A 24,490-nucleotide genomic window follows, 5' to 3' on the forward strand; every position below is an offset into this window, starting at 1 on the left:
GTGCCGTATATAATATCGACCTTATTCGCTATTGTTATTTAAAATAAGGCATTAGGATGTTAGCACATCACGTTAGTGGCTCAGATTGTACTCGTAATACTACTGATTTCTTACCACCCGCTCAGTCAAGTCGTACCCAATTCATTCGCGCAGTATTATTTACTTCTTCAATGCATTATCGCCTGCAGGTATTGTCGCGTTTTGCCGCGGCAGTACTTGGTGGTTATCTTTTAAGTGCCAGCATAACAGCTTTATTACCCTTGGTTTTACCGCTTAAACGTACTGATGCGGTACTGCTAACTTTATCGTTATCAGTATTATTTTATGCTGTTAGTTTTATTGCAGCCTTTTATTTTCGAGGCTTAAAATACATTTGGTGCTCTTTAATCGGCTGTTCGTTATTGTTTACTGGCTTAAGTGTTTTGTTGCAGGGAAAGCTATGAAAGAGAGTTTTTTTCGCAGTATGACCTGGTTGCATACTTGGGTCGGTTTGAGTGTGTGTTGGTTATTATTTTTAATTTTTTTTGCAGGTACGTTGAGCTTTTTTCGTCATGAAATAACGCTTTGGAGTCAGCCTGCCTTTCATTCGATTCAAGCTGTTCAGCCGGATACACAAGCGCAAAAGCAGCAGTTAGTGTTTGCTATAGAACGTTTGTCTAAACAGGCCCCTGATGCTGATAATTGGCGAATTAGTTTGCCCAATGATCGCAAGCCAGCTTTAGAGCTAGTGACTCAAGCTGCGCGTACCGAAGGTAAAGGGCGAGGTAAACGTGAAAGTCATTATTTTGATCCAAATACTTTTGATGAACTGAGCGATTATCGTCAAACTGCTGGCGGTAACTTTTTTTATCGCTTGCATTTCGATTTACATTATCTTGATCGTAAACTGGCTCGTTGGTTAGTCGGTTTTGCCAGTTTATTCATGTTGATAGCGTTGATCTCTGGCGTGGTGATCCATAAACGTATCTTTAAAGATATGTTTAGTTTTAGGCGTGGCAAAGGAAGCCGAACATGGCTCGACGGCCACAACCTTAGCTCTGTTATTGCACTGCCTTTTCACTTAATGATCACCTACACGGGGATCATTACTTTAATTTTTATGTATTTCCCCTACCCTATTCTGAGCACCTTTAATGGTGATTTTAAAGCATTTAGCCAAGAATTAAGCGCGACAAAAATACAATATCAGCGTAGTCATATCAAAGATGAGCTCGCACCTCTTGAACAAATACTGACTCAAGTTCAGCATACTTGGCCCAATACTGCGCTTGATTCTGTGTCTGTGAGCTATCCATTTGATCAGGCTGCAACGATTACTTTTAGGGCAAGTACGCTAAAAACCATTCGTGATGAGCCACCAACGCTGGTATTTGATGCCAATACGGCGCAATTATTAGCCGCTACTCCGGTAAAGCTTAGTAGCAGTGAAACTATTTTTGACTCTATGACAGCACTCCATACAGGTCGATTGGCTGAGCCAGTGCTGCGCTGGCTATATTTTTTCTGCGGTATCGCGGGTTGTGTAATGATTGCTTCAGGTTGCGTGATGTGGGCAAAACGCATCAGGGAGCGAATGAAAGCAAATATTAAAGGGTCTTTTGGCTTAAAATTAGTAGAAGCGTTAAATGTAGCAACCATTATGGGATTACCGCTTGCCACAGGCGTTTTTTTATATGCTAATCGTTTACTGCCCAATGCCACATTGGCAAGAGCTGATCAAGAAATCTTAAGTTTTTTTATCACTTGGTTAGCTGTTTGTATGTTTGCTTGTTTTAAACGCGACCGTGCTGTGTGGCGAAACTTAGCCCTGCTTATTGGCGTAATGTTTGCGGGTCTACCCCTACTTAATAGCATGGTGCTTGAAGGTAATACGTGGCGTTATCTTAATGAAAAAAATTGGGTATTATTCAGTGCTGATTTTGTTTGTTTAGTAATTGCTTTTGCCTCATTTATGCAATATCAAAAGCTGAGCTCTCCTCCCGCTCGGTTAGTAAAAAATAGCTCTGCCCTTAAGCGTGGAGTGACATCATGATTTTGTTAGTTATTTTTTTACTTACCTTAATCAGTTTTAATTGCTTTGCATTAGCAAAGGCTAATCATTATCGTGATGCCTTTACTGTGAGGCCTAATCAACGGATCAGTTTTCTACTAACTCTCGCTGCTTGGATCATTATATTACTAACAGTAGTACTCTCTTATTACCAATATCAGGGTTATGGCGTTTTACTTTGGTGCGGTTTTATGGCGATGAGTATTGTGATAATTACAGCGTTAATTTCTTATAAAGCTATATTTATTAAGTGGTTAGTTTTGTTTTTACTCATAATAACCTTCATTATAGGTTTATTCTTTTTATCGTATTGAGTAAAAGCGTGCCGTTGTTTTTATGGTTTTTAACGCAGAGTTAGTAAAACTCTGCTCTGTATTAAAGGGCTGCTTTATTAGATGATAAAGCAGCCCTTTTGCTTTTGGGTTCTACCGCTAAAACTGCATCAATAAATGTAAAATAATGTGTTAATGCTGAGATGTTCCTTTTTTTATTTTATTGAATTATAAGCAGTTACATATCTTGTAACGGATTGGATCATCACGTTGACATTTTGCTGACCGTTTGTTGATAAAAATAATTTTATTTTGACTAGAGTTAGTGCTGTTCTTGGTGAACAAATCTATTTGGAGGTTGTATGAATAAGCTCGCTCGCTCAATAATCACACTTGCTGCTATCGCAGCGCCGCTTTCAATTAGTTATGCGAAAATGGATCCTCATTTACATAATGCCTTAGTTGAAACCTGTATTGCTGTTAAAAGTAATAGTCCAATGCAATTGCGTAATGAATTGAAAGAATACAATTTAAAAGTTGATACCATTCGTGAAAAATTAATGTGTAATGGTGAATCCGTGCATAAATTTGCACTCACACATAACGCAAATCGCACTGCTAAGTTTATCAATCGAGGCTCTGTATCTATCTCTGAGTTGGCTAGTTTGCCTCAAGAAAAATACTCGGTATGGATTGATTAATAAAACGCTAATCGTTTTAAAAGGTCGTAAGTGTGATAACAATAAAACTTAAAATAACGAGGGAGCCAATAATGACTCCTTCGTTATTTTCACTTAAGTTAATAGACTAATCTAAGAGCGATTATTTCTTTTTAGCTTGCGCATTTAACTCAAAATCAAATTCATCAGGGTAAACAATTAAGCCATCTTTATCTGGCACAGGAAATACAGCAAGTGCTAATTCATCATCGGCTAAACCGTTAGTCCAATCAGTTTGCCATTTTTGTAACGTAATAGCTTGTGCTTGGCAATCTTGCCAATCTCCAGTTGCCCATAGTTCAGCAAATTCTTGATTAGGCCACACAGGTACACAATCTTCATCATCGGTATTGAGCATGACACAGCCATGTTCATCCGTTAAAATCCAAATCTCATTATTTGCCACCACTTCTTTTAACAGATATTGATAACGTTGTTGATTATCATTTTTTAAAATGGCTGATATTTTTTGTGCATCAAGTGCTGTACTCATGAATGAGCCTCTTTATTAATTTGCAATATGGTTAGCATAAAACAGATTGAAATACGGTAACAGCTTTGTAAGGTGGTTTTAGCAAAATAGTATTAATTTAAAGATTCGTATTTTCGTTTCGCCAAACCGATATTAAATGTAAACCCCCTTTACAGTGTCATAAATCTGCCATCAAAGTTTTTTACTATGTGCCCAAAATAACACAGGAATGAGGGGAATATCGGTGGAAAACCAATCGGTTAATCAAATCGCAGAGCAAGAACGTGAGCTGCTCAGTCTATTTCAATCTTTAGAACAACTGTCTTTAAGTCAATTTGACATTACCATTTCAAGTCAAAAAATGTTTGACGATGATGAATATCGTAACCTTGTTTTATCCGAATTGTATGAACTTAATCACCCTGAATTTATTACGATTATCGACCGCTGCCATTGGTTATACAAACAAATTAATCAAGCGGCTGTTTATGCAGCAGCGCCTGAAGTAATCGCACAAAGCAACTCGGCAAACCATAAAAAATCGATCTTAATGATGGTTAGTGGTTTAGTTTTGTTGATTTTATTATTCGTGGTGTATCAGGTGATGTCGCCAAGTACAAGCAATACGCCAATTACGCCATCAGTGACAACTGCGCCAGTCGTTGCAGTGGCACCGACGCCAAGCGTAACCCCTGCGACAAGTAATATAAATGCTATTAGTTTACCGGTTGAAAATGCGCAGACCGTTTTTAGCGTGCATGGCTCAAATACTATTGGTGAAAAACTCGCTCCAGCATTGATAGAAGCTTATTTTACTGAACATGGTATTACTGAATTTGTTTGGCAGCATGGTATTAACCCGGTTGAACGCAGTGTGCAATATGTTGCAGACGGTCAGGTCTTTCAAATTAACCTTCAAGCGCATGGTTCCACAACTGCATTTAAAGGCCTTGAAACGGGGATCGCTGATATCGGCATGTCATCACGTAGAGTAAAGCCTTCTGAAGTTGAAAGTTTACGACCAGCCTTGGGAGATTTAAGTAAAGTGGGCAACGAGCACATTATTGGTCTTGATGGGCTTGCGGTGATCGTTAATCAAAATAACCCAATTAGTAAATTATCGACTGATGCACTGGCCAATGTGTTTGCTGGCAAAATAAATAATTGGGCCCAATTAGGTGGGCCAGATTTACCAATTAAATTATTTGCTCGAGATGTAAAATCAGGCACTTGGGATACCTTTAAAAACTTGGTGCTCAAAAAGTTCGACTTATCGTTAGCACAAAATGCAACTCGTTTAGAGTCAAGTACTGAACTATCAACTTTGGTATCGCAAGATGAGGCTGCCATTGGTTTTATTGGTTTAAATTATATTCAGTACAACAAAGCATTAGCGATTTCTGAAGGTGAAGGCACCGCGGCGATTTTCCCAACTCGTTTTACCATTGGTACAGAAGATTATGCTCTTGCTCGTCGCCTTTATTTGTACACACCCACTAATGCGAGTAATCAAGTCAAAGAGTTCTCGCAATTTGCTATTTCGAGTGCTGGCCAAGCGATTGTAGAAAAAAGTGGCTTAATTTCACAAAACATAAAAGTAGAAAGTGTGTATCCGATGGCTGAAGCGCCTGAGATTTATAATAAATATGCCGATTTAGGAAAGCGTTTATCGTTAAACTTTCGTTTTAACTATGGCGATCAGGATTTAGATAACAAAGGTAAGCGCGATCTCGACCGTTTAATTGAGTTTATGGAGGAAAATCCAGGGCGTCGTTTAGTCTTAATGGGTTATTCCGATAGCATAGGCGCCAAACTTAAAAATACTCAGCTATCTCTTAATCGCGCTAAAGCGGTTGAAAAAGAATTACAAGCTCGAGGGATTGGCGTTATGGCAGTTGAAGGATTAGGTGAGGCCCTTCCGGTTGCAAATAATGATAACGAAAGCGGTAGAGAGCGAAACCGACGCGTTGAAGTGTGGTTATTATAAAACATACAATTGTGAGAGATTGTCGATAAAAAGGGACGCGATCGTCCCTTTTTCATTTTTCTGTCACATATTATTTTTATTATGTCGCTAATAAATCTAAAGGGGCGAATGAAATGTTTACAGTTATTTCTGATAAAAATAATTTAATTGCTGTTTTTCAAAAATATTCAGTTTCTGAAGCGTTACAGGTGAAATATAACCTGCAAAATGCAATTTCATCGTTGAATATTCCCTCTCCTACTCTTTTAGCTAGCATGGCGGCAGAAGGCTTATCCCTTGATGACTTTGATGGCAGTAGTAAAAATCAACATCAGGTGGCAAGTGCTGACTCTGTTTTGCGCAGTCATTTAAAACCACTTTTTTTAGATTTAGCACAGTTAAAATCGGCCCTTGCAAGCTTAAGCATGCGCCAAGCGATTGAAATACGAGATGTGTTTAGTGCAGTAATGCCTTACTTAAAATTACCTTCAGAGAGTTTGCTTGCACAAATGGAGCAAGAAGGATTATCGCTTAATCGTCTTGGGGTAAAAAACGTCACGCCGCAAGCAACTGTTTCAAATGATAAGTTACAAAAGACTAAATCTTTGTTGGGCCAGGCTCTTCAGCAAGACCCTGCAAAAATGCTGTTACAACAGCAAATTGCCGCAGCTAAAGCAAAACTACAAAACGCGACAATAAACACCGCAGATGTTTCCAAAGCAAAAGCATTGCTATCTTCAGCATTGGAAAGCAAAACACAACGCATTGAGCCAATTGCAAAAAAGCCAGAACTTAGTTTAGTATCAAGTAGTGACTTTTCCGAGAGCCACTCAATGGTAAAACATGAAGAATCTACAACTGCAACCACAAAAATATCTTTACAAGAGGCGCTAGAAAGAGCGCTAGCGTCAGGTTAAGGCTAATCGTATGACAATAAGCTCCATTGTTTTGGGGCTTTTTGTTTTAAGCGCCAATTTAAACTTTAGATAAACTGAGCGTAGGATCATAGAACTATCTTAGGCAGATTTATTAACACTCGCAGCGGTACATTAACGTGCAATAGGCTCGCTATTGACAAGCCAATCTGCCTTCGCTTACTCCCCTTGAAAATCGGTAGCTTGAGCCCAAGCTTAATTTAGTACCTTAGTAAATTTATGATCCAGCAATGGGTAAGTTAATGTAGCCAAGTTTTTAACAGTTCAACCAGTTTTGGGTATTCGATTGGTTTTGCCAAATGTCCTACCATGCCAATTTCTAAACATTTATCAATATCACTCACCATGGCATTAGCACTCACAGCAACAATTGGGGTTGAAAAGTTATCTAAAGTAAGTAGATGGCTGCTTGCCTGATATCCATCCATTACCGGCATTTGGATATCCATTAAAATTAAATCAAAGGTTTGATGCGACGCCAAATCAATAGCTTCTTGACCATTGTTAGCAATAACAGCTTCAAGGCCTAATTTGGCCAAAAACTTAGAGATCACAATTTGATTAATTGGGTTGTCTTCGGCAACGAGTAACTTATAGGATCTACTGCTAAAAAGTTGGGCCGTATCATCAGCGGCTGCGGTTTCTAAAAATATCGGCGCGCTATTTTTAAAATTTAGCCTCACTAAAAATTGAGTACCGACATGCTCTTTGCTGGTTAAGGAGATATTACCTTGCATTAATTCAATCAGTCGCTTACTGATTGACAGGCCAAGGCCTGTGCCGCCAAAGCGCCGAGTGGTATCACCTTGTGCTTGAATGAAAGGCTTAAAAAGTTTGCCTATCACATCATCGGCTATGCCAATTCCGGTATCTTCAACGTTCACCTCAAACTGTGTATTTTCATCTGTTGCTGTAATTTTTTTGAGGGTAAGAGTGACTTTGCCTTTTAAAGTAAATTTTATCGCGTTAGATATTAGGTTAGTAAAAATTTGTTTTACGCGCATTTCATCACAATAGACCCAATAAGCCGCATTGGCAGTAAATTCGATTTTGATGCCTTTGGCTAAACAGGCTGGTTTAAACAAGGTAACAACATCTTGTAATATTTGGGTTAAATTACATGGCATTACGTGAAGTGTGAGCTGATTGGCTTCAATTTTAGATAAATCAAGAATGTCGTTAATAATAGTCAACAGCATCTTACTTGAACTATTTATATGATGTAGAAAATCTTCTTGCTCTGGCGTTAAATGAGATGATTGCAGTAATTGGACAAAGCCTAAAATACCATTCATTGGGGTGCGTATTTCGTGGCTCATATTGGCTAAAAACTGCGATTTTAGTTGCTCAGAACTTTCTGCATCAAGCTTTGCTTGGTTTAGTTTGGTTATATGATTATCAATCGTTTTTGCCATTAAATTTAATGAATTAGCAATTGACTGAAACTCGATATAATTAAATGACATTTGTTTGTTTTGGTAGTCTCCTTTTGCAAAATTTTCGCTCATGGCTGCAATTTGTGATAAAGGCTTATGTAATTTATCGCTGAGTAACTTACTAAGATAAATACAAATAATAATTAAAATGCAGATCAGCACTGCGGCTAGTAGCATGCTTTGTACAACCACTTTTAAATAGGGTTGTTGGGCTTCTAAAATGGCAAATTCTAAAGTGGCTTCATTGCCATCACTTAATAATACGGGTGTTACTTGAGCCGTTTGGCGAATAAATTGCTGATTTTTTGCGGCAAAAGAATCGTACGAAAATTGGTTTTTGATAAAAAGTTGATATTGCGCTAAATCGTTATCTTCAATCTGATTAAGTAAATGAAATAAATCAGAAAATGCGATTATATTGACTAACGCACCTGTGACTTCAAAAGGTGTGTCGAGCAAATCAAGCTCGTGTATTAAAGGCGTCACAATGGCTAAAAATGGTTCGTGAGGATTGTCACTTAAAAACAGTTGGCTAATCTGTTGCTCTTGCAGCACATAAACTTGAGGATCTAAGTTTTTTTTGCTGAGTTCTTTTAGCACTAAAGGTGACAGGTTATCTGTATTAACCGAAAGTGATGCTAGCGGATAAGATTCAACAACAAAACCATCAAGATCAAAAATAAAAGAAGCGCTATTGATAGGGTTTTTTTTTGCAAATTCTTGTAAGTCTCTCGAGGCTAAATTTGAATAAATAATATTAATTGGTAACTGATTTATCGCTTTGTTATTACTTAGTCGTCTGCCTAGTTGTTGTTGTTCAAAAATAATCTGTTTTAAATCAGCGGCGTTATTTTTAGCATGCCAGCCTACAGTGGTATTGGCCTGCATTAATGTATTGTGATAAAAATTAAATGAAAAAACCCCCGCAATTAAGAGTAACGGCGTGATAACAAGTAATAAAATACTAACAAAGAGGGTTCGACTAAATTTGTTGGACTGCATTTAATTACCTTGGCGGGCAATAGATCGCTCCGCTATTTTTTGCATATAAATTGATGCTTTTTCAGCGTTCATGGCTCCACTACCATAACGAGTAAACCCTTTAAGCATAGCTTCCCAAATTATTGCCATGTTTTGATTGGTTGGCATCGCGACAGATTGATCTAACGCTTTGATTATTATTTTTAGATATTGATTGTCAGACTGTCTTATTTTAGCAAGTATTTTATTATGTACAGGCAAATCATTAAGCTGTGTCATTATTTCGTTTTGTAAGGCTTCACTTTGCATAAACAGAGCAAACTGAGTCAAGATTTCTTTTTTTTCACCATTTAATGAGTTCTTTGGAAAAGCAACAACATAACTAGAATAATAGGATTTCATTGCGTGATGGTTGATGTTAGGTAAAGGCGCTAAACCAAAATCGTCACCGAGTGATTGTTTAAATTGGCCAAATGCCCAGACACCGTTAATGGTATAGGCCGATTCTCCTTGGCTAAATCTCTCAAAAGCACAGCGGTAATCACATAAATTATCAACTATTTGTTGTTTCGCCAATTGCCACACAAATTGCAGTGCATTTTGTACTTCGTCATTTTTAAAGTTGGGCATGACCCCGATGATAGGTTTGGCATCAAAAGCGGTTAAAAATGGGATAAACCAGTACATTTCCATAAAGCTCCAGCTAATTAAATGAAGCGATTTTGGTAGTTGTTCACGTTGTGCAATTAAAGTCTGCCAATCGGTAGCGACTTCTTTGACCCATTTTTTATTGTAATAAAGGAGTAAATGGTTACCTGAGATAATAGGAATACCTAAGGTGCGGCCATTAATACTTGCTGTGGCTAAGGTATTTTGATTGATATCACTAGATATTAGCTCTGCAGGGATTTCACTAAAGTGAACGCGCTCATCTAACCCTAAATGATCGGCAGGAACAATGATCACATCGGGAGTCACATTTTTTTCGGCACTACGTAAAATTCTGACTTTTAAATCTGCTTGATCAAGCCAGCTGATTTTGATCTTAACCCCTGTTTTTTCGCTGAACTTTTCAATCAGGTGTTTAAATGCTTCATTTTCATAGGTATGTACTACTGAGATTTCTGTGGCAATACTTACATGGCTCATAAAAAGCATACTTGAAATTAGCCATTGTTTTATTTTAAGCACAGCTGATTTCCTGTTTATTTTAAAAGGCTGTATTAGTTATGACATAGAAGTGGTCAAAAACCCATAAAGCTATTGATTTTTGTTCTGTTATTGTAGGCTGATTCTTATCAGATCTGAGTTTTACTAACCTAATCAGAGTTTTTAAATAGGTGACACTCTAAATATATCGGCTATTAATAATGTATATTTTTTTGCTGAATGTTTTAACGTGAACACGTAATTTTTCAACTCGTACTCTCGGCAATGGTTGTGGTAAGTTGTTGAATAAATTGAAATGTAACTATCTTACTTTCGTTTAGAAATTGTCTATTACTGAAGTCGATTTTATTATGTTAATCTTGAAAATAGCTGCTTGAGATAGGTTTACCATTCTGGCAGCTCTGTTCACTTAGTAAAAAACTGATCTCAGATTCACTTCATGTGCAATTTAAGGTGTGCTTGCCCTAATTTAACCTCTATTACTTAGTAAAAATCTGATCTTTATTGAACTCAGGTGAAATAAAAAGGGTTTGAGTACTCACTCATTCTATAAAAAGAGCCAAATTTTATTCAATTGACTCTATTTTCTCATTTAAGAAGCATTTTAAGTTGGTAAAATAATGATCCCAGTCTTTTTTTATTCAATGTCACTTTGGTTAGTAAAAAAATGATCTGAAAATAGGCACAGACTCTGAGTTAATAAAATCGTGATCTGTAAATGCGCGCTGATACTTTTTGCTTTATTTTTAGTCAGTTAATTGTTTTTTGTACCAGCTATAAAGTTGGGGGCATAATAATTACCCTTTTTATTGCACTGTCTGAGTTTTATTTTGGTCTGAAAGTTTGTGATGTATTTTTGGTAAGTTAATGTTTTTGTGAGAAAGGTGTTGGTATAAAACTGATCTCTATTTATTTTTGCCATAAAAAAAGGCTGTTGCCAGCCTTTAGAACACAGTTAGGGAATAACAGTGTATGAATTAAAATTGATTCATAGTATTGGCTTCACCACCTGCTTTAAGTGCATTGTCACCCGAAAAGTATTCTTTATGGGTATCACCAATGTTTGAGCCTGCTAAGTCTTGGTGTTTAACCGAGGCTTGCTCGCGGCGAATTTCTTGACGTTGTACATCACGTACATAAGCCAGCATACCTAAATCACCAAAGTAACCTTCAGCCAAAATATCGGTACTGAGCGCTGCAGTGTGGTAAGTTGGTAAGGTAATTAAATGATGGAAAATACCTGCCTCACGTGCGCCATCGCGTTGGAAGTTTTGTACTAATAAATCCGCTTCTTTAGCAAGGTCGGTTGCATCCATTGTGCTATGCATTAAGGCTTTGGCATCCACACTTGGATCAGGATATGCACTTACGTCTTTACCTTGTGCTTGCCACTCTTGATACACTTGTTCACGGAATTTTAGCGTCCAGTTAAACGAAGGTGAGTTGTTGTACACTAACTTGGCATTAGGCACGGTTTCTTTAATCTCGTTTACGAGTTCAGCAATTTGTTTCACATGTGGTTTTTCAGTTTCAATCCATAATAGGTCTGCACCAGATTGAAGGCTGGTAATACAATCGAGTACCACACGTTGTTTTTCAGTACCCTCACGAAATTGATATAAGCCGTTATCTAAACGTACTGGCTTAACAAGTTGGCCATCGATTTTCATCGTCATATCGCCATCTTTTAAGTCGTCAGGGCTGTTTACTGGTGTTGTATCTAAGAAGCTGTTGTATTGACTTGCTAAGTCGCCTGGTGTGCGAGATACCGGGATTTTTTGCGTTAAGCTGGCACCTAATGAGTCGGTACGCGCAACAATAATACCATCATCAACGCCCAGTTCTAAAAATGCATAACGTACAGCATTGATTTTTGACAAGAAGTCTTCATGAGGTACCGTTACTTTACCCGCTTGATGACCACATTGTTTAGCGTCAGATACTTGGTTTTCGATTTGAATACAGCATGCACCTGCTTCAATCATCTTTTTAGCCAATAAATAAGTGGCTTCTTCGTTCCCAAAACCGGCGTCGATATCGGCAATGATTGGCACAATGTGAGTTTCGAAGTTATCAATTTGGTTGATAATCGCCGATACATCACCGCCAGTTGCTCGTGCTCTATCTAAGTCTTTGTAAAGGTGGTCAAGTTCGCGTGCATCAGCTTGTTTTAAGAAGGTATAAATTTCTTCGATTAGGTTCGCTACAGCTGTTTTTTCATGCATGCTTTGATCAGGCAGCGGGCCAAAGTCAGAGCGCAGTGCTGCAACCATCCAACCACTTAAATAGACATAGCTTTTTTTGGTGGTTTTCTGATGGCGTTTAACAGCCATCATCATTTGTTGTGCGGTAAAACCATGCCAGCAACCAAGTGACTGAGTGTAATCGTTATGGTCTTTATCATAATCTGCCATATCTTGACGCATGATTTTTGCAGTGTATTTGGCAATATCTAACCCGGTACGAAAACGATTTTGTAAACGCATGCGAGTTGCATATTCAGGATTAATTGCATTCCAAGCAGTGCCTTGGATTTGACATAAGGTGCTGATATGGTCAATTTCTTGTTGATATGTCGACATAATAAAATTCCTTTAAACGGGTTGCGATACTAATTCAGTTATTTGCTTAATTGTGAGAGGCGACTAATTCTTCGGTTGTTTAGCGCTTAATTAAACACTAGGCCCATTTCAATTGATTTAGTTAATTTATAGTTGTTATCGCGAGTATTTATTTTATGAATGGTGTTTTTACCCTTATAACGAGATTTTTTTGTTATTTCACGATAAGTTAAATAACAACCGTTAGAGTGAGTGTCTTTTTGAGCATTGAGCTAAAAGCACTTCACATTTCTCACATCGCTTAGGGGTAGCAAGATTATGGCCGCACGTATTTCGCATTCAGGGATGCAAATTGACTCACAATTATTTGAATTTATTAATCTAGAAGTGCTGCCAGGCACAGGGATCAGCAGTGAGAGCTTTTGGCCTAAATTTGCTGCAGTGGTGGATGAGTTAACACCGATAAATCGGGTTTTGCTGACTAAACGAGATGATTTTCAACTGCAAATTGATTTATACCATCAGAGTCATTTAGAGTTTGATCTTCAGCAATATCGGACATTTTTAACGCAAATTGGTTACCTAGCACCAGAAGTCGGTGATTTTTCAATCACTACCGCTCAGGTTGAGCCTGAAATTGCCTTGCATGGTGCGCCGCAACTTGTTGTGCCTGTGAGTAATGCGCGTTTCGCGCTTAATGCCGCTAACGCGCGCTGGGGCTCGTTGTACGACGCTTTGTATGGCACTGATGCAATTAGCGAGGCTGATGGTGCTGAAAAGGCTGGGATCTACAATCCTGTGCGTGGTCATAAAGTAATTGCCAAAGGCCGAGATTTTCTCGATTTAGCTATCCCGCTTTCGACCGGCTCGCATCACGATAGTACCAATTATTCAATTATTCATGGTCAATTGTTAGTGACCCTTAATGATAGCCGTCAAATTTGTCTGGCTCAGCCTGAAAAATTGCGTGGTTATGTTGGCCAACCGCAAAATCCAAAAACAATATTACTACAAAATAATGGCTTACATTTCGAAATTAATATTGATCATGCCAGCGCTATCGGTTCTTCAGATCCTGCCGGTATTAAAGATTTAGTGCTTGAAGCGGCCTTAACCACCATCATGGATTGCGAAGACTCTGTGGCAGCTGTTGATGCGCAAGATAAAGTACAAGTTTATCGAAATTGGCTTGGTTTAATGCAAGGTACGTTAACGGAAAAGCTTGAAAAAAATGGTCAAGTGATCGAACGCAAATTGGCTCCAGATCATCATTATACTAACTTGCAAGGTGAAAGTTTTAGCTTAAAAGGCCGCAGCATGATGTTTGTGCGTAATGTCGGTCACTTAATGACAAACCCCGCTATCTTAGATCAAAATGGTAATGAGATTTTTGAAGGGATCATGGATGCGATGATCACTTCTTTGGCTGCATTACATGACCTTAAAGGTCTAAGCCCTGTGAAAAACTCAACTGCTAACTGCATCAACATAGTTAAACCTAAAATGCATGGCCCTGAAGAAGTCGCTTTTAGTAACTTATTATTTAGCCGAGTTGAAGATGTTTTAGGCCTTAATCGAAATACCATTAAAATGGGGATTATGGATGAGGAGCGCCGCACAACAGTTAACTTACCGCAATGTATTTTTGAGGCTAAAGAACGAGTGGTATTTATCAATACTGGTTTTTTAGACCGTACTGGCGATGAAATCCATACCTCAATGGAAGCCGGTGTCGTGACACCTAAAGCACAGATTAAGCAGGCTAAATGGATTCAAGCCTATGAGCTTTGGAACGTTGATATTGGCTTAAAATGTGGGTTAAGTAAAAAAGCCCAAATCGGTAAAGGCATGTGGCCAATTCCTGATCAAATGGCGGCCATGCTTGAGCAAAAACAGGTTCATCCACAATCGGGCGCTAATACAGCATGGGTGCCCTCCCCTACTGCGGCAACATTGCATGCCATGCATTACCATCAGGTTGATGTTTTTGCTGTACAGCAGCAGATTATTGACCGCCCTATTGCTTCATTAGACGCCATATTAACCCCTCCCCTTCAGTGCGCAGATGTAAAATTAACCGCTGTTCAAATTCAAGCTGAGCTTGATAATAACGCGCAAGGTATTTTAGGCTACGTGGTGCGCTGGATAGATCAAGGGATTGGTTGTTCCAAAGTGCCCGATATTAATAACGTGGGATTAATGGAAGACCGTGCAACGCTTCGTATTTCAAGTCAGCATATTGCCAATTGGCTACGTCATGGGATCTGTAGTGTTGAGCAAGTGATTGAAACTATGAAGCGTATGGCGGCTGTGGTCGATCAGCAAAATAGTTCAGATCAGAGTTATACTAACATGGCAGGTTCAGAACAAAATTTTACTAACAGCATCGCATTTCAAGCGGCTTTAGAGCTTGTACTCCAAGGTTGTAAACAACCAAATGGTTATACCGAACCTGTTTTGCATCGTCGTCGCCTCGAAAAAAAGCGTCAATTAGCATAATTTTTGGGCCAAACCGATTTTTTACTAAGCCATACTGATTAAAGTATGGCTTTTTTGATTTTTTGTTGTAATAAAATTGTAAAGGGGGTTTACAGTTCAGTTTTATTGTACTTCATTTCTCACTGAGCTAGTAAAATGCTGATCTGAGCATGTTTGAGTTAATAAAAATCTGATCCAAAGCGTAAAATTTTTAAGCATCATGCGCTCAATTGTTTCTATTCTGCCCAGAAGAAGGTTGTTATTAGTCAGAAATAGACTAAAAAAGCTTTTTTATTATCAATTATTTAACAAGTGCTGCGGTTTTACTGGGTATTTTAATGATCCTGCTAATTACTTAGTAAAAATCTGATCCTAAATCGTTTGGTTAGTAAAATCTTGATCTGTGTTTGTTGTGTTAGTTAAATGATGATCTGAGTTATTGCTGTGTGTAATTATGGATTGATAGAGGCAATGTACTTATTGAGGTTTGAATAGAGATTAATTTATAAAATTTTATAATAAAAAACCGAGTGTCAACTCGGTTTTTTTCATGCTTAATCAGATGAGCTTAGTTTAGTTTTTAACTATGGCATTGTGATAAACATGTTGTACATCATCAAAATCTTCCAGCATCGCCATAAATTTTTCAAATAATGGGATGTCATCACCGGTGATTTCGGTTGATGTTTGTGGCACAAAAGTAATTTCATCGATTTCAAAGTTTACATCGCCAAAAGCTTCAATAATTGCAGTTTTTGCTTTGAAATATTCAGTGGGTGGTGCAAGTACAGAAATTAAACCTTCTTCAGATTCAACATCCGTTACATCAACATCAGCCATCATTAATGCTTCAAGTACGGCATCTTCATCATCGCCTTGAAAGCCTAAAATAGCTAAGTGATCGAACATATGAGCTGCAGTGCCTGGGCTACCAATTTTTGATTCTGTTTTAGTAAATGCTAAACGTACATCTTTAATGGTACGGTTTGGGTTGTCAGTTAAACAATCTACAATAACCATACAGCTACCTGGGCCAAAGCCTTCGTAACGTGCTGGTGCGTAGTCTTCCCCTGCTCCACCTTGGCTTTTTTCAATTGCTTTTTCGATTACATGTGCTGGAACTTGGTCTTTTTTAGCTTTTTCGATTAAACGACGTAAAGATAAGTTTGCATCAGGATCAGGGCCACCACTTTTAGCTGCTACGTAGATTTCCTTACCGTATTTTGAATTCACTTTTGTTTTGGCCGCAGCCGTTTTCATCATTGAACCTTTACGTACTTCAAATGCTCTGCCCATCTTCTTCACTCTTAATCTTGGGAAATTGTCGTTGCCCGATTTTATCAAGTGATGCTCCTAAGGGCTAGTAGCACACTAAATTTAGCTGCATTTTTTATTTATCTAATATTTATGAAATGAAAAAGATCACCTATTTAACATAATCTAATTGGCGTGAAATAATCATCATTTTTATAAGCAGAAACAGCTTCTGATAGTATTATTTTTTCGTTTTATTTGTGCGTAATTTGCAGGGTTGAAACTTCCCCTGCAAATGAATAAGTGAAGCTTTAAAGTTGTTTAAATGCTTCAAATAGATTCGCTTCAAGCTTTATATCTTGTTTGATTGGTACTGATAACCTTAGGTTATAGCCATCAGGTACTTTAGACACCTTGGTATAAATAAACGAACCGAGTTGATGATTGTTTGTTATTTTTTCAAGAATTGATTGGGCTTGTGCTTCATTACTAAAGTTTTGTGCCAGTACTGCGCAATACTCTTTATTGCAACCTGAATCATAAAAATAGCCAATATCTTGTGTATATAAATCAAAGATATTCGTTAGAAATTGTGTTTTTTCAGTCGCTACTACAGAGCTATTTCCTTGAAAATGAGTTATCCAATCTAAATCATCATTAATTTTGGCTAATTGAATCGGTGTTGCTAGGTAAGTGTTTTCTATAGTCGTAATATTCACTTCTTCAGGTGTTAAATCATCCTTGTTGTACTCGATTACTAAATCCTGCGAAAGTTCTGGGCGAGGGTGTTCTGTTAGCTGATTGCTTTTTTCTAAGCTGATAGGATTAATAGCATTACTAAACGGTGATTTTTTTGTATTTTCAGCAGGGTTATTTCAATAATTTCTTTTTCATTAAAAAATGGCTGCTTAGTTATTAGTAAACACAACAAAAAACCTGTAGCAACGTAACCTAATTTTTTTATCATAACTTTCCTTGTTTAACTCTGACTTTCAGATCTAATTTTTTCAGTAGTTCCAGCTTTACTTGGTTGGTAATCACTCTATATGGATTGTTTAAAATTTAAGTTCGTTTAAAAATAAACATGAAGAACTGATTTAAATTAACTTTTATAAAGTGTTCTTATAATCGCGAAATATTAATAGCGAATCCACTATACATCAAGGAAATCGTTAATTGCTTGTATTGTTTATTGAATTAACCCAAAGAAAATATCTTCTCTTTGGGGGCTTAAAATGTAAAAGCTAACTTACCCTTTAAATATTAAAAGATGGTGATTATCGCAATTAGCCTTTTAAACTATATTTTAAGCATTGGATAAACAGTTCAATATCACTTCTATTAATATCTAAATGCATTACTAAACGCATTAGGTTGCTTGGGCTGACTAGAATGTCGCGTTGTTTAAGTGCTGAGGCAAGGGCATGCACATCGATACTTGGGTCGATTTTGACAAACACCATATTGGTTTCGGTGTGATTGATATTAACTTCAAAGCCTGATAGTTCGTTTAAACATTCACCTAAGTAGCGGGCATTAGCATGGTCATCGGCTAAGCGTGCAACGTTTTCTGTCAATGCAATGTGCCCAGCAGCCGCCAGTAGACCGGCCTGACGCATACCGCCACCGAGCACTTTACGCCAGCGCCGGGCTTTCGCTATCAGCTGTTCATCACCTAACAATAAAGAACCAATAGGAGCGCCAAGGCCTTTTGATAAACAAATGCTGACCGAATCAAAATGCTGGGTGATTTCGGTTATATCAACATTTTGTGCTACCGCGGCATTATAAACACGGGCACCATCAAGGTGCAGCTTAAGGTTATGTTGGTTAACAAATTCTCGTGCTTTGGCTAAATAACTGAGCGGCAGTACTTTACCATTGATGGTATTTTCTAGGCTTAATAATTTTGTGCGGGCGAAATGTGGGTCGTTTGGTTTGATTGCCGCTGCAAGTTTTGCAAAATCGAGCGTGCCATCTTTTTCGTTTTCAATGGGTTGAGGCTGAATTGAACCAAGCACCGCGGCACCACCGCCTTCAAATTTATAGTTATGAGCTTGTTGACCACATAAATATTCGTCGCCGCGCTCACAATGCGCCATTAAAGCCAGTAGGTTGGCTTGAGTGCCAGAACTACAAAATAATGCGGCGGCAAAACCGTGTCGCTGTGCGGCAAATTGTTCAAGATGATTAACGGTAGGGTCATCTCCATACACATCGTCACCAACCAATGCAGAGGCTATGGCAGTTCGCATTTTTTCACTGGGGCGTGTAACGGTATCTGAACGAAAATCTATCATAATCAAGGGTTCCTAAAATCATCAAGGTTCTTGATTATGCCAGATAGCCGCGTTGATACAATCGGTTAAAATCGGTAATTTAGCGCAACTTTTCAGTGAGTTGATCAAAATGATAAACAACCATGTCGGCTTTGTGTGCGTAATGGGGAAGGTTGCCTTCAACATATAAACAACTGCGCATATTGGCATTAATCGCAGCATCGATATCGTAAACATAATCCCCCACATAGATAAGTTCTTGGGTGGGAATTTGCCATTGGTGGGCCAATTGTATAAGTGCGGTTGGGTCGGGCTTTGCTGGTGCATCATCACGTGTGATCAAGGTACTGATATTAATTTGGTTATTACGCATTTTGATTTCAGCGGCTTGTTTAAAATTTCGTGTCACTATTGCTGTGGGGATACCTTTTCGATGCAGAGTATCTAGCAAGGTGGCGACCCCAGGTAGCATAATAGCGTCGTAGGCATCATCTAATTCATGCTGATGGACATGCGCTAATGCATTTGCCTTTTCAATGTCGCAGCCGATGTTGGCTATAAAAGTAAGTAAGTCTTGATCTGCAGGGCAATTGATTTGCTTGCGGATAAGAGCAAAGTTTAATTTTGAGCTGACTAACGTGCCATCTAAATCAAAAATAAAACCGCGGATGTTATTAATTTCTATCATGTATTGTTATCTAGCTTAACTTTATTTGGCTATACGCTCGAGTATGGCAAATAGTTTTACCGCGTTACAGATTCTTTTGCTCGAATAACGTTAGTTCGAGTGTAAAGGGGCTTTACAGTATTTTTAAATTAAAGAATAAAATAGCTAATTTGTGGTAATTAATAAGTTATTTAGCACTGTAAATGGGCTTTACAGTGCTAAATAACTTCAAAGCGAATAATAGATTTATCACATGCTGTTATTATCAAGGTTAACAGCGCCGGATTAAGGTCTAGATAGTCAATAATGACTAGCTAATCCGCTTTGTAGACCTTCAAAATATCTGGCTAAAGATGAATAATTGAGTTATTGACCTTTCATTAAATACGTTGGTAAAAATCGGATCCCAACCCAAGGGAGAATAATAAAAAAGCCATCAGATTTGATGGCTTTTAGGTATCGATTTTTACTTTGAAAGTTCAGTGCTTAACCATTGGTCTTCGCCACTAAAGGTAAGGGTTTTTATCTCTCCTTTACCTTCAATGTTCACCATGTTGACTTGCGATGGCCAAAGCTCTCGCAGCGCACCATGTGACATTCGAAAGCCCTTCACTTTTTTAGGAATTTCAATTTCTTGATAAACCCAAAAGAATTTACCTTCAATTTGATGGCCTACGCTGTGCAAATTTAGCGGCTCACCCGATAAGGTTTGCAGCTTAAATTGACCCTCAACATAGCGAGCAAACTGAGTTTGTGTGACGTCATCTTGCATTAAATCGGCATTTTTATTGTAAAGATGTTGAATAGCATGTTCACTATCATGCAGATAAAAGCGATGCATCACTTCAAGATTGTTGGTGCGTTCATTAAATAATACCGTCGTAATAGCTGCTTTGAGCTGATGCGCCCAAGCAGCCTGACTGAGTAATAATAATGCAACTGTTATTACCGCTTTAAACATAATGGTTAGTTTTGCTCCGTTTCGATTGCATTTTTATCATCACTTTTAGCGTCTTTATTGTCTTTTTCATCTTTTTCAGTTTTAAGCTCAGTTTTAATATCTTGCATGATATCGCGATTAACTTTACCGCTTGGTTTTTTCGCCTTAAACACTTCAATGCGTGATGGAATGATACGACGAGGGTAATAGTTGTTTTCGATATCGATATCGGCTGTTTCCCAGCTTGGGTCAACCGCAATATCTTTAAGTACCTTAGTTTTATCGGTAACAATTAACTTTTGTACTTTTTGACTATTTCGACGCCAAATTTCAGCTGGAATGTATTGATCTTCTACTGTGCCATCTGTGTATGTCAGTTGTAGTAAAATAGGCATTACTAATCCACCTAAGTTTGAAAACTCAAGTACGTAGTAATTTTTATCTTCGTTAACAGCGCGCTCAAGGGTTTTACGTTCCCATGGTTTTAACCCTTTAAGGAATTTGTTGTATTCATTTCGCTCTTTGTTAGTAACTGTAAAACGGTCATTTTCGTCGTAGAAATCGCTGATATCTTTGTTTTTATCAACCCACAATACTTTGCCTTCTTCTTGATTACGTTTAACATGAAAAGAAACTGGCTTATTGAGTTCTTCTTCACGTAAACGGCCAAAATCAATATCAGGGTTTTTTGTATCTAAACGCAGCTGGTAGACTTTATCGATTGAGATATCAACGTGATCTGTAGTGTAAAACCAACCACGCCAGAACCAATCTAAATCTACACCTGAGGCTTCTTCCATGGTGCGGAAAAAATCGGATGGCGTAGGGCGTTTATATTTCCAGCGGTTAGCGTATTCTTTAAAGGCAAAATCAAACAGTTCACGCCCTAAAATCACTTCACGCAGAATATTGAGTGCCGCAGCTGGCTTACTATAAGCGTTAGGGCCTAAGTGCAATACACTGTCTGACTGCGTCATGATGGGTACTTGGCTTTGTGATTTCATGTAATCTACGACATCACGTGCTTCTACACCCCATGGGATCATAGGGTCCCATTCACGACCAGCGACGCCGTCTAAAAAGCTATTTAAACCTTCATCCATCCAAGTCCATTGGCGTTCATCTGAATTAACAATCATTGGAAAGTAAATATGGCCGACTTCATGAATAACCACACCGATCAAGAAACGTTTTTCTGCTTGGGTATACGTGCGGCTACCATCTTTTTGTAGCTCTGTACGTGGCCCGTTAAAGGTGATCATCGGGTATTCCATGCCACCGACTGGGCCATTGACCGATTGTGCGACTGGGTATGGGTAATCAAACGAGAAACGAGAATACACTTCCATGGTGTGAATGACGGATTCAGTTGAATATTTTTTCCATAAATCGCCGCCTTCCTTTGGATAAAAAGACATCGCCATAACTAGTGGGCGCTCTTTACCGCCTTGCTGATAACCTTTGGCATCCCAGATAAATTTACGCGATGAGGCAAAAGCAAAATCACGCACATTGTTGGCTTTAAATTGCCATGTTTTTTGTTTATCTGTGCCTTCTTTTTCGTTTTCTATGGCTTCGTCTTCAGAGACAATAAAAACAGGGCGGTCGGCTTTTTTTGCTTGCTCTAAGCGTTTTTGCTGCTCTTTAGTTAGCACTTTACTGGCGTTGGTAAGCTCGCCTGTTGCTGAAACTAAATGATCCGCAGGCACGGTGATTGCTACATCGTAGTTACCAAATTCAAGGGTGAATTCACCGCGACCTAAAAACTCTTTATTAGTCCACGCTTCATAATCGGTATAAGCGGCAAGGCGCGGGAACCATTGGGCAAGTAAAAAGATATCGTTACCGTCTTCTTCAAAATGCTCATAGCCTGAGCGTGAATTAACCGCATCTTCTTCAACAATGTTAAAGCCAAAATCTAAGCTTAAATCAACACTTTTACCAGGTTTGAGTGGCTGATTTAAATCAACACGCATTAATGTGCCAACAACTGTGGCATTAAGTGCTTTGCCTGATGAGTCTTTGATATTACTGAGGGTATAGCCTAATTCGTTATCACTCATAAATTGCTGGCGACGCAGTTGATTAAGGCTTAATTTTGCTGGTTTGCTTGATGGGCCACTTTGTAAGTCACTGCTGTAGGTGGTGGTCATTTCAGCAATAGAATCATTTTTAAAAATATTTTGGTCTAGTTGTAACCATAAATATTTTAATGTGTCTGGTGAGTTGTTTTGGTAACTAATAGTTTGTGAGCCAGATAAGTAACGTTTTTGCTCATCAAGTGTGACTTTAATTTTGTAGTCAACTTGTTGTTGCCAATATTGATGGCCAGGTTCACCAGCGGCATTACGATACACATTTGGGGTGGGGAGCACTTCATCAAGTTGGCGAAACTTATCGACATAATTGCCTTTAGTTTGTTCGACCACGCCTGCGTGGAGAGAGCTGCTTACCACCAAAGGCAGTAACAGAGCTGCGATTTTTGATAACTTAAATTTCATGGCTGTTCCTGTAAAAGCAATGTTATGATTTTGTTATAGTTTGACCATTTCAAATCTGGCGCAAATAAGCAATCATTACGCGACAAATGTCATTAATTTACGTTAATTGAACAAAACTTCTGGTTATAGTTATACCTAACTCCTATTCATTGTTTTTAAGAGGTCAACATGCTGACATTATTTGGTACACCCCGCTCTCGTTCATTACGTGTTTCATGGTTGCTCGAAGAGCTGAAACTCGATTGGCAATATCGTTTTATCGATTTTGGTAAAGGCGAGCAACGCCAAGCTGAGTTTTTAGCGCTAAGTCCTGAAGGTAAGGTGCCTGTTTTCCAAGATGATACAGCAGTGTTAACTGAATCTGCCGCTATTTGTTTATACATTGCTGAAAAGTACGGCCAAGGTACTTGGCTGCCACAGGCGGGTAGTGCACAAAGCGCTCATCATTGGCAGTGGTGTAGTTTTATTATTAGTGAACTTGAACAAGGGCTTTGGACCATGGCGAAACATAAATTTGCGTTACCTGAAGCACAGCGCCGAGCTGATGCAATTGAAACAGGGTTATGGGAATTTAACAAAGCTGCACAGACAGCCGCTATTTGGTTAAATGAACACACATATACCTGTGGAGATTCACCTTTGGTTGCTGATATTTTATTGGCTCATACCCTTAATTGGGCGGTTAAATCAGGTTGTGATTTGCCTGATAACCTTGAGCGTTTTCGCAAAATGATGAGTAGTCGCCCTGCAATGCGTCTTGCATTAGATAAAGAAATTCAGGTTGCGGAGCAACAGAAGTTAAGTCATTAATGTTAGTGGTTACTTGGAATAAAAATGTTATTCCAAGTAACGTTTCTCAATTCATCAATAGTTCAGGCAAGCTCTTTTATTGTGAGATAAATTAACTCTGCAGGTTGAACGATGTATTATTATATTTTAGCCAAGCGTCACAAGTTTATTGCCATTGCAGCAGATCACCATCTTTATCAATATCACCTAACCCAAGGTTATGTTTTTGTCAGTAAAGTCAGAGCATGGAATGAAAAAAGTGCATTAATGGCTGTTAAGCATCAACTCCCTTTTTTTCAACGGGTTTTACCTAAATTACAGGGCATTGTTTTATTCATTTTGCTCCTTTTGATTATTGCTTAATGCTTGTTGTAAAGGGGCTTTACAGCTAAATAACCTCAAAACTGGATAATAAATCTATCTCAGGCAGCCATTTTCAATGCTAAGAGGGGAGAGCTAATTTGCAATAGATGCGTCGATCCGTCTTGTTCGCCTTGAAAATCCCTAGCTGGAGATAAAAAACTTAGATATATACCTTTAATTCAATATGTTAGTAAACTCCTTATTCTAAACAGAGTTTAAATAACTCTCTAAAGAAGTATTTGGTGCATTTTTGCTTAAGCTAATAACAAAAAAGTTAGTAAAAAGAGTTGTAATTAAGTGCTAATTGTAATTAAATTCGGCCCACTTTTTTGCAGTAAGAATTGCAATAATCAAGAGTTAGTTTTTTGGCGTGTTGTAAACACTGTTTAAAACGATCAAATAATTAAAAGAATGGTGCGCAGATGGATTTTTATGTCCTGAAGAAAAATAACGAGCTTACCGCTATCCCTGCAGATGAAGTCGTGTGTAAAAACTACTTAGAATCTGGTTATAGTTATGTTGATAAAATTGCAGCCTGTACAGAAGCAGCAGCAATTAGTAAATTAAAAAATCAAAAGTTTAAAGTGATCCGTTGGCCGTTATTTGCAACAGGCTTTGTGGTTTTAACGACTATATTTTTACTACTACAGCGCTAAA

21 protein-coding genes are annotated in these 24,490 nt (G+C 38.3%); 10 read left to right on the top strand and 11 right to left on the bottom strand.

The window, feature by feature from the left end; all coding sequences use genetic code 11:
- The first annotated feature begins 56 nt into the window (after positions 1-56).
- The 4 genes from PTUN_RS18055 (at position 57) to PTUN_RS18070 (ending at position 3,023) form a co-directional block, all read left to right on the top strand.
- Complete coding sequence (locus PTUN_RS18055) at positions 57-443, top strand: hypothetical protein (protein ID WP_009836529.1); 387 nt, start codon at positions 57-59, stop codon at positions 441-443.
- Positions 440-2,032: a PepSY-associated TM helix domain-containing protein gene (locus PTUN_RS18060; protein ID WP_009836528.1), complete on the top strand. Its 1,593-nt coding sequence runs from the start codon at positions 440-442 to the stop codon at positions 2,030-2,032. Before PTUN_RS18055 ends, PTUN_RS18060 begins: the two co-directional genes overlap by 4 nt.
- The gene (locus PTUN_RS22610) at positions 2,029-2,364 is read left to right on the top strand and encodes a DUF3325 domain-containing protein (protein WP_009836527.1); all 336 of its coding nucleotides are present in this window, start codon (positions 2,029-2,031) and stop codon (positions 2,362-2,364) included. The genes PTUN_RS18060 and PTUN_RS22610 overlap by 4 nt, the downstream gene beginning before the upstream one ends.
- A 320-nt stretch (positions 2,365-2,684) precedes the next feature.
- Positions 2,685-3,023 (top strand): DUF3718 domain-containing protein, encoded by a 339-nt coding sequence (locus tag PTUN_RS18070; protein ID WP_009836526.1) that lies wholly within the window; start codon positions 2,685-2,687, stop codon positions 3,021-3,023.
- A 121-nt stretch (positions 3,024-3,144) separates the two neighbouring features.
- On the opposite strand, the gene PTUN_RS18075 is transcribed toward PTUN_RS18070, so the two are convergent.
- Complete coding sequence (locus tag PTUN_RS18075; protein ID WP_009836525.1) at positions 3,145-3,534, bottom strand: DUF2750 domain-containing protein; 390 nt, start codon at positions 3,532-3,534, stop codon at positions 3,145-3,147.
- Positions 3,535-3,757: 223 nt separating this feature from the next.
- Between PTUN_RS18075 and PTUN_RS18080 the strand changes: the two genes are divergently transcribed.
- Both PTUN_RS18080 and PTUN_RS18085 read left to right on the top strand, forming a co-directional pair.
- Entirely contained in the window at positions 3,758-5,500 is a 1,743-nt protein-coding gene (locus PTUN_RS18080; RefSeq protein ID WP_009836524.1) for a substrate-binding domain-containing protein, read from the top strand.
- 113 nt (positions 5,501-5,613) lie between these two features.
- Positions 5,614-6,396 (top strand): hypothetical protein, encoded by a 783-nt coding sequence (locus PTUN_RS18085; protein WP_009836523.1) that lies wholly within the window; start codon positions 5,614-5,616, stop codon positions 6,394-6,396.
- A 257-nt stretch (positions 6,397-6,653) separates the two neighbouring features.
- On the opposite strand, the gene PTUN_RS18090 is transcribed toward PTUN_RS18085, so the two are convergent.
- The 3 genes from PTUN_RS18090 to PTUN_RS18100 all read right to left on the bottom strand — a co-directional run bounded on the left by PTUN_RS18090 (position 6,654) and on the right by PTUN_RS18100 (position 12,583).
- Positions 6,654-8,852 carry an ATP-binding protein gene (locus PTUN_RS18090; RefSeq protein WP_009836522.1) on the bottom strand — a complete coding sequence of 733 codons (2,199 nt, stop codon included), beginning with the start codon at positions 8,850-8,852 and terminating at the stop codon, positions 6,654-6,656.
- On the bottom strand, positions 8,853-10,022 hold the full coding sequence (locus tag PTUN_RS18095; RefSeq protein ID WP_040643422.1) for a sugar ABC transporter substrate-binding protein: 1,170 nt from the start codon (positions 10,020-10,022) through the stop codon (positions 8,853-8,855).
- A gap of 956 nt (positions 10,023-10,978) precedes the next feature.
- Positions 10,979-12,583 carry an isocitrate lyase gene (locus PTUN_RS18100; RefSeq protein WP_009836519.1) on the bottom strand — a complete coding sequence of 535 codons (1,605 nt, stop codon included), beginning with the start codon at positions 12,581-12,583 and terminating at the stop codon, positions 10,979-10,981.
- A gap of 297 nt (positions 12,584-12,880) precedes the next feature.
- Here PTUN_RS18100 and PTUN_RS18105 point away from each other — a divergent pair, with 297 nt between their 5' ends.
- The gene (locus PTUN_RS18105; protein WP_009836518.1) at positions 12,881-15,061 is read left to right on the top strand and encodes a malate synthase G; all 2,181 of its coding nucleotides are present in this window, start codon (positions 12,881-12,883) and stop codon (positions 15,059-15,061) included.
- Positions 15,062-15,613: 552 nt separating this feature from the next.
- On the opposite strand, the gene PTUN_RS18110 is transcribed toward PTUN_RS18105, so the two are convergent.
- The 7 genes from PTUN_RS18110 to PTUN_RS18135 all read right to left on the bottom strand — a co-directional run bounded on the left by PTUN_RS18110 (position 15,614) and on the right by PTUN_RS18135 (position 22,681).
- Positions 15,614-16,336, bottom strand: a complete 723-nt coding sequence (locus PTUN_RS18110) for a YebC/PmpR family DNA-binding transcriptional regulator (RefSeq protein ID WP_009836517.1) — start codon at positions 16,334-16,336, stop codon at positions 15,614-15,616.
- A gap of 269 nt (positions 16,337-16,605) precedes the next feature.
- A complete protein-coding gene (locus tag PTUN_RS18115; RefSeq protein WP_009836516.1) occupies positions 16,606-17,013 on the bottom strand; it encodes a hypothetical protein in 408 nt (135 codons plus the stop codon).
- A gap of 92 nt (positions 17,014-17,105) precedes the next feature.
- Positions 17,106-17,261 carry a hypothetical protein gene (locus PTUN_RS21845; RefSeq protein WP_009836515.1) on the bottom strand — a complete coding sequence of 52 codons (156 nt, stop codon included), beginning with the start codon at positions 17,259-17,261 and terminating at the stop codon, positions 17,106-17,108.
- Positions 17,262-17,580: 319 nt separating this feature from the next.
- Positions 17,581-18,594 (bottom strand): low-specificity L-threonine aldolase, encoded by a 1,014-nt coding sequence (ltaE, locus tag PTUN_RS18120; protein WP_009836514.1) that lies wholly within the window; start codon positions 18,592-18,594, stop codon positions 17,581-17,583.
- 79 nt (positions 18,595-18,673) lie between these two features.
- A complete protein-coding gene (locus tag PTUN_RS18125) occupies positions 18,674-19,261 on the bottom strand; it encodes an HAD family hydrolase (protein WP_009836513.1) in 588 nt (195 codons plus the stop codon).
- A 445-nt stretch (positions 19,262-19,706) separates the two neighbouring features.
- A complete protein-coding gene (locus PTUN_RS18130) occupies positions 19,707-20,201 on the bottom strand; it encodes a DUF6702 family protein (RefSeq protein WP_009836512.1) in 495 nt (164 codons plus the stop codon).
- A gap of 5 nt (positions 20,202-20,206) precedes the next feature.
- Complete coding sequence (locus PTUN_RS18135; RefSeq protein WP_009836511.1) at positions 20,207-22,681, bottom strand: M1 family metallopeptidase; 2,475 nt, start codon at positions 22,679-22,681, stop codon at positions 20,207-20,209.
- 168 nt (positions 22,682-22,849) lie between these two features.
- On the opposite strand from PTUN_RS18135, the gene PTUN_RS18140 reads away from it, so the two are divergent.
- From PTUN_RS18140 to PTUN_RS18150, 3 genes are all read left to right on the top strand, one after another.
- Positions 22,850-23,491: a glutathione S-transferase family protein gene (locus PTUN_RS18140; protein ID WP_009836510.1), complete on the top strand. Its 642-nt coding sequence runs from the start codon at positions 22,850-22,852 to the stop codon at positions 23,489-23,491.
- A 111-nt stretch (positions 23,492-23,602) separates the two neighbouring features.
- Positions 23,603-23,833 (top strand): hypothetical protein, encoded by a 231-nt coding sequence (locus PTUN_RS18145; RefSeq protein ID WP_009836509.1) that lies wholly within the window; start codon positions 23,603-23,605, stop codon positions 23,831-23,833.
- 422 nt (positions 23,834-24,255) lie between these two features.
- Positions 24,256-24,489, top strand: a complete 234-nt coding sequence (locus PTUN_RS18150) for a hypothetical protein (RefSeq protein WP_009836508.1) — start codon at positions 24,256-24,258, stop codon at positions 24,487-24,489.
- Position 24,490 lies beyond the last annotated feature (1 nt).

Origin of the sequence: Pseudoalteromonas tunicata, assembly GCF_002310815.1 — a bacterium.
Taxonomy (GTDB): Bacteria; Pseudomonadota; Gammaproteobacteria; order Enterobacterales; family Alteromonadaceae; genus Pseudoalteromonas; species Pseudoalteromonas tunicata.